The sequence below is a fragment of the Paenibacillus sp. Y930 genome (genome assembly GCF_056786375.1).
Genome location: NZ_JBXCIX010000011.1, coordinates 54,830 through 61,234, shown reverse-complemented (window position 1 = coordinate 61,234; position 6,405 = coordinate 54,830). Strand labels below are relative to the sequence as shown.

Annotated in this window: 7 protein-coding genes and 1 pseudogene; all 8 read right to left on the bottom strand. The window is 40.1% G+C overall.

The annotated features are described in order from the left end of the window. Positions 1-324: 324 nt before the first annotated feature. The gene (lysS, locus tag AC1TO5_RS20140; RefSeq protein ID WP_482064637.1) at positions 325-1,842 is read right to left on the bottom strand and encodes a lysine--tRNA ligase; all 1,518 of its coding nucleotides are present in this window, start codon (positions 1,840-1,842) and stop codon (positions 325-327) included. A gap of 69 nt (positions 1,843-1,911) precedes the next feature. After that, positions 1,912-2,388, bottom strand: coding sequence for a transcription elongation factor GreA (gene greA, locus AC1TO5_RS20135; protein ID WP_482064636.1), 477 nt, complete (start codon positions 2,386-2,388; stop codon positions 1,912-1,914). A gap of 378 nt (positions 2,389-2,766) precedes the next feature. Continuing rightward, positions 2,767-3,557, bottom strand: a pseudogene (locus tag AC1TO5_RS20130) (tRNA dihydrouridine synthase). Between the two features lie 8 nt (positions 3,558-3,565). Then, positions 3,566-3,778, bottom strand: a complete 213-nt coding sequence (locus AC1TO5_RS20125) for a helix-turn-helix domain-containing protein (RefSeq protein WP_482064635.1) — start codon at positions 3,776-3,778, stop codon at positions 3,566-3,568. Beyond that, entirely contained in the window at positions 3,760-4,272 is a 513-nt protein-coding gene (folK, locus tag AC1TO5_RS20120; protein WP_482064634.1) for a 2-amino-4-hydroxy-6-hydroxymethyldihydropteridine diphosphokinase, read from the bottom strand. The genes AC1TO5_RS20125 and folK overlap by 19 nt, the downstream gene beginning before the upstream one ends. After that, complete coding sequence (gene folB / locus AC1TO5_RS20115; RefSeq protein WP_482064633.1) at positions 4,265-4,636, bottom strand: dihydroneopterin aldolase; 372 nt, start codon at positions 4,634-4,636, stop codon at positions 4,265-4,267. Before folB ends, folK begins: the two co-directional genes overlap by 8 nt. Before the next feature lie 5 nt (positions 4,637-4,641). Continuing rightward, on the bottom strand, positions 4,642-5,502 hold the full coding sequence (gene folP, locus AC1TO5_RS20110) for a dihydropteroate synthase (RefSeq protein WP_482064632.1): 861 nt from the start codon (positions 5,500-5,502) through the stop codon (positions 4,642-4,644). 13 nt (positions 5,503-5,515) lie between these two features. Next, positions 5,516-6,400, bottom strand: coding sequence for an aminodeoxychorismate lyase (gene pabC / locus AC1TO5_RS20105; protein ID WP_482064631.1), 885 nt, complete (start codon positions 6,398-6,400; stop codon positions 5,516-5,518). Positions 6,401-6,405: the final 5 nt, after the last annotated feature.

Sequence of the window (6,405 nt, the reverse complement as noted above, 5' to 3'; positions counted from 1 at the left end):
TTATCTTCGTGTTAGAAATTCAAGTGAGTTTCTCGTTACATTGTGTAAGTTTGAAGCTCGTCTTGTTTTCTTCGTGTGTCTCGCAATCTTCTGCGGCGACAAGAAATAATATACCATAGCAGCCTAATGGAATGCAAGTCTTTTCTTAAGTTATTTTCACTTCTTTTTTCAATACCTTATTTAGCACTAGATGTGCTGATGCTTATCGTTCTTATAACTATATATAGATAAAGCTTTACATCTTCGAAATTAATAAGATGTAAAGCTTCTATAAAAAGAGGTTGTTCAGAAAGTAGTATTGTTGAACCTGCACTTAAAATATAACTATTCTTGTGTTTTTTGTTCTCTCATATGAGGGAATAGCAGTACATCACGAATAGAAGGTGCATCTGTTAACAACATAACTAGACGATCGATACCGATACCTAGCCCACCCGTAGGAGGCATTCCGTATTCAAGTGCGCGGATGAAATCATCATCCATTTCATGCGCTTCGTCATTTCCTTGCTCTTTCTCAGTCATTTGAGCTTCAAAACGCTCGCGTTGATCGATCGGATCATTAAGCTCTGTAAATGCATTGGCATGTTCACGTGCGACAACAAATAGCTCAAAGCGATCTGTGAAGCGCGGGTCCATAACATTTTTCTTAGCTAGTGGTGAAATAGCTACTGGGTGCCCCGTTACAAATGTAGGTTGAATTAATGTTTCCTCACAGAACTGTTCAAAGAACTCATTGAGAATATGACCGAATGTCATATGAGCTTCAACAGCAACTTTATGTTCTTTCGCTAATGCGTGTGCTTCTTCATCAGTCATATGCACGCTGAAGTCAACACCTGTTACTTCCTTAACGATATCAACCATTGTTACACGACGCCACTGTGGCGTTAGATCAATCTCAACACCTTGGTACATTATTTTCGTTGTTCCAAGAACTTCTTGCGCGATATGTGCAATCATATTTTCCGTCAAAGCCATAATATCTTTGTAGTCCGCATACGCTTCGTACAATTCAATCATTGTAAATTCAGGATTATGACGAGTAGACATACCTTCATTACGATATACGCGTCCAATCTCATATACTTTCTCTAATCCACCAACGATTAAACGTTTCAAATGTAATTCGATTGCAATACGCATATATAACTGCATATCCAATGCATTGTGATGTGTAATAAACGGACGTGCCGCTGCACCACCAGCAATAGAATGCAATGTAGGTGTTTCAACTTCTAAGTAACCTAGAGAATCTAAATAGCGACGCATAGATTGAATGATTTTTGAACGTGCAATAAAAGTTTGTTGGACATCAGGACTCATAATCAAGTCAACATAACGTTGGCGATAGCGAAGTTCAACATCCTTCAAACCATGATGCTTATCTGGAAGTGGAAGCAGTGATTTAGTCAACACTTCAATTTCTAGCACTTTAATAGAAACTTCGCCTGTGTTTGTTTTGAATACTAGACCTTTAACACCTACGATGTCACCGATATCAAGCATCTCAAACGCGGCAAATTTATTCTCATCTACTGTATCTTTACGAACATAAATTTGAATACGTCCCGTTAAATCTTGAACATGAGCAAAACTAGCTTTACCCATTCCACGTTTTTGCATAATGCGACCTGCTATACTTACTGGGATCGCCATCTCTTCTAGTTCAGGCTTGTCCACTTCAGCATAACCATCTAAAATTTCTTTCGCATTGTGTGAGCGATCGAATTTGCTGCCAAAAGGATCTACTCCAAGCTCCCTTAGTGAATCTAATTTGTCGCGACGAATTTGTAGCAATTCACTTAACTCTTGGACATTATTTTCTGTTTCCAATGTATTCATCTCCTCGAATCTAGCGGTAAACGTTCAAAAAGCTTCCTAAGGGAAGCTTTCTAATGAACTAAGTATACCTTATTTTTTAATATCTACAATTTTATATTGAATATTGCCGGCTGGAACGTTCACTTCAACGACTGTTCCTTTGTCTTTACCAAGCATTGCTTTACCGAGTGGGCTTTCATTAGAAATCTTATTCTCGAATGGATCAGCCTCCGCCGTTCCTACAATCGAGTATTCCGTTTGATCGCCGAACTCCAGATCCTCTACCACAACGATACAACCAACGCTTACGACATCTATACCAATCTCGTCGTTATTAATAATTCTTGCATTACGCAACATCTTCTCTAAAGTAATAATTCTACCTTCAATAAAAGCCTGTTCGTTTTTTGCATCTTCATACTCGGAGTTTTCACTAATGTCTCCATAACCAATAGCGACTTTAATTCGTTCAGCTACTTCACGTCGTTTGACAGACTTTAGAGTTTCTAACTCGTCCTCGTATTTCTTCAATCCAGCTTGAGTCAGAATTGTTACCTTATCATTCATCTTTCCATGTCTCCTATCATGTGACCTATTTTCATACGTAGATATGAATTCACTGATTATTTAATATATTGCAAATTAATTTGATGATGCTCGCATTAATATATTTCTGTGTATTTTCAACATTCAAAACGTTGGATCGCCGTAACGAAAGTCAAACTAACGACTTGAATTCACTTCGTGATGTTAAGCGAGCTTTTGAATATCCTATGAACTAAGATTTATATTGCAAGATTATATGGCATAGATGAATGATATGTCAATCAGATGTATGAAATCATTTTATTTAGTAAACATTCCCCCGAAGAATCGTGTAGAAGTTTGTCGATTCATACGGTATTAACGAATATTTCATTCCATATCATTCATTTATAATCGTCGCTAAGTTTGTGTAGTCCACTCGACTTCATCCAATGATATAACGTATTCTTCTAATATTTCCACTAGACGATCGCGATTTGTTTCTTCCATAATTCTATCCTTCACACGAGCTGCTCCTGGCAAGCCCTTCATGTACCATGCCATATGCTTACGCATTTCACGTACAGCTACAGACTCATTACGTAACGCGATCAGGCGGTCCATATGCAGAACTGCAACTTCAAGCTTTTCACGCGGCGATGGATCGCTTATTAATTCTCCCGTAGTTAAATACTGAATCGTACGGTATAACATCCATGGGTTACCCAATGCACCACGGCCAATCATTACACCATCACAACCAGTATGATCTAACAGTCTACGCGCATTTTCACCGTAACAGGCTTATCTACAGCATCTACTACAGCAGATACCATCTCATAAATCTTATTCGGATCAAGCAGCCAACGCGCACCTGCATCACATTTTGTTACCTTTGGTACGGGGTAGCCCATATTAATATCGATAATATCAGCATTCGTCTGCTTATCTACGACTTTGACCGCCTCAACTAATGACTCTCGATTGCCGCCAATAATTTGCAAGCTTAACGGCTTCTCACGTTCATCAACAAATAACATTTCTAGCGTTCTTTTGTTGCCGTGTAGAATCGCCTTATCACTTACCATCTCAGCACATACAAGTCCTGCACCAAACTCTTTGGCAATAAGACGAAAGGCTAGATTACACACGCCTGCCATCGGCGCCAGCACTACTTGATTTTTCATCTCGATGTCTCCGATTTTCAGCATGTGTATCCTTACCCCTCTCGAATTGTAATCAGTTCTTCATAACTAATATCTAATGTATTGGCTATCAACTTCAGCAACTTGGGATCATTCCGTCTAGTGCCACGTTCTAGTGAACCTAGAACTGCAACGGATACTCCTAGTTCTTCAGCAAGCTCGATTTGTGTGAAACCTTTTAATTTACGAAATGCCCTGACTCTCTGAGCTAGTTGATCGTTGTCCATAGTGTAATGCCTTCCTTTCTCAATCGCAGCGCTTCTTCGGCAATACCCTTCACTTCGTTGTATAGAAGATGCACCTTAGATAACACGTCATGGAGTGGAACTAGCACAAATGCCCGCTCCATCATTCTAGGATGTGGCAACACTAATAATTCTGACTCCAATGAAACATTATCATATAATAACAAATCTAAATCAATAGTGCGAGGACCCCATTGCACTTCTCTTACTCTGCCTAACTGTTGTTCAATGGCCAATTGCTCTAATAATAATGCCGGTGCAGCTAATGTCGTACGCACTTCAATAACCATATTAAGAAAAGACGGTTGCTCCGTATATCCTACGGGTTCAGTCTCATATATGTTTGATACTTTAGTTATTTCGATTGCGTCGTGTCGATCAAGCGTATCGATGGCTTGGCGTAACCATTGCTCTCGATCACCCACATTTGAACCCATGGCAATATATGCCGTCATAGCTGTTACTGAATTAGTCATGAGAAGCTCGCTTTCTATTCATTTCAATTGTTACACCATCAAACTCCACTTTGAATGGCGGATGTGGCTTCGTAACACGTACAGTAACTTCATGCACATTAGTATAATGCTCTAACACTTGGGAAGCAACTTGTGACGTTAATACTTCAATTAATTTGAATGGCGGACCTTCTACAATCTCTTGTACAAAGCCGTGTAGCTCGGAATAGTCAAGCGCATACTGTAATTCATCGGTAAGAGCAGCTTGTTGCATATCCATTATTAGTTCAAGATCAACTATGAATTGTTGACCTAGACGATTTTCCTCTGCAAACACACCATGATAACCATAGAAACGCATACCTTTTAATTGCATTTTATCCATAACTGTTACTCCTTGTAGTGTGGTATTCGATATAGTAGTGCATCTGTCATCAGCGCCGCCTTCTTCATGGCACGGACATCATGCACTCGCACAATTTGACAGCCTTGCGTAATTCCAAGCACATTAGAAGCAATCGTGCCTTCTGCAATTTCATCTACGGTCATAGCCAATGCTTCACGAATAAACTTTTTGCGTGATGTTCCTAAGAGTACAGGATATCCTAACGCATTTAATTGAGCTAATCTCGCGTGAATTTCTAAATTTTGCTCATACGTTTTGGCAAACCCGATTCCTGGATCTAACCAGATCTGATCATGTGCAACGCCTGCATCAATGGCAATATGTACACTTTCCAGTAAATCGGCAATCACTTCCTCAATGCCATATTCCTCATTGGCATCAGTACGATTGTGATTCAGTATTACAGGGCAACGATATTCCGCTGCCACATAAGCCATATCAGGATCATATTTCAAGCACCAAATATCATTAATAATATGTGCTCCCGCTGCTAATGCTGCCTTCGCTGTTTCTGCCTTATACGTATCAATCGATAGTGGAACTAGCGGATACTTTTGGCGTATCGCTTCAATGACAGGTATCACTCTGGCGATCTCATCGGCTATCGTCACCGGAACAAAACCAGGCCTTGTCGATTCTCCACCAATATCGATCATGTCTACACCATCGGCAACAAGCTGATCTACATGCTGAAGTGCTCGCTCCACAGAATTATACTTACCACCATCCGAGAAAGAATCTGGCGTTATATTCAATATTCCCATCATTAGCGTCCGCTGTCCTAATTGCAAAGGAACATGTCCACTTAGCAAATAATTTCTTGTCCAAAATACCGGTTGTACCATGATGTCTTCACCTTCAATCTTTTCGTTGTATCGTAGCGCGATAAGCTGCTGCTAGCTGCTGACAGTAATGACCCGCTACTCCTTCGCTAATCAGCTTCATATGACCTGCTGCATCCAGTAAGGAAGTAATCGGGATAAGCTCTTGAATGGAATTGGTCATCCAAATTTCTGTAGCTTCCCATAGCTCTGCAAATGTATACAATCCTTCTTTAACTGTAATTCCTCGCTGCTTTGCCAATTGCATTACGAACTCCCGCGTAATACCTGGCAAAATCCCTGTATCCAGATGGGGCGTGTAGATCTTCTCATCTTTGACGAAAAACAAATTACTAACAATACCTTCTGCAATATAACCTTTATTCGTTAACATCAAACCTTCTGCACCAGCAACCGTCACTTCACCTAACGCTAGCAACTCACGTTTGGCGATAATATTATTCATGTAATGTAGTGATTTGAAGCGATATGGACCCTCTGGCGTATTACGTACCGTCTGCAATAACTGTAATGCTTTCCCCTTATGCCACTGTTCAAACGTCGGATCTCCGATTGATTTCACCATCACAACAACGGTTGGTTCATTATAATCTTGCGTAGGCAGTCCAAGTTCACCTGTACCAGCGCTAACCGTTACTCTTACATAGCCATCTTCTAATGCATTAGCTTCTAATAGCGATTGTACGATACGCTGTAATTGCCCTAAAGTTATTGATAACTTAATACCAAGGTATTGGCTAGCAGTCTCAAGACGCTCCATATGTCGCTCTAGCAGGAAACTTTGCCCACCATAAGTACGAAAAGTCTCAAACAAACCTAGACCGTATAAAAAGCCATGGTCATACACTGAGACCATAGCTTCTTCCGCCTTCATCATTTGTCCATTTATATATATTTTCATTATCT

Bases quoted from the DNA above. Each gene is read 5' to 3' on its own strand.
- lysS (WP_482064637.1), bottom strand. From the start codon at position 1,842: ATGAATACATTGGAAACAGAAAATAATGTCCAAGAGTTAAGTGAATTG.
- greA (WP_482064636.1), bottom strand. From the start codon at position 2,388: ATGAATGATAAGGTAACAATTCTGACTCAAGCTGGATTGAAGAAATAC.
- AC1TO5_RS20125 (WP_482064635.1), bottom strand. From the start codon at position 3,778: ATGGACAACGATCAACTAGCTCAGAGAGTCAGGGCATTTCGTAAATTA.
- folK (WP_482064634.1), bottom strand. From the start codon at position 4,272: ATGACTAATTCAGTAACAGCTATGACGGCATATATTGCCATGGGTTCA.
- folB (WP_482064633.1), bottom strand. From the start codon at position 4,636: ATGGATAAAATGCAATTAAAAGGTATGCGTTTCTATGGTTATCATGGT.
- folP (WP_482064632.1), bottom strand. From the start codon at position 5,502: ATGGTACAACCGGTATTTTGGACAAGAAATTATTTGCTAAGTGGACAT.
- pabC (WP_482064631.1), bottom strand. From the start codon at position 6,400: ATGAAAATATATATAAATGGACAAATGATGAAGGCGGAAGAAGCTATG.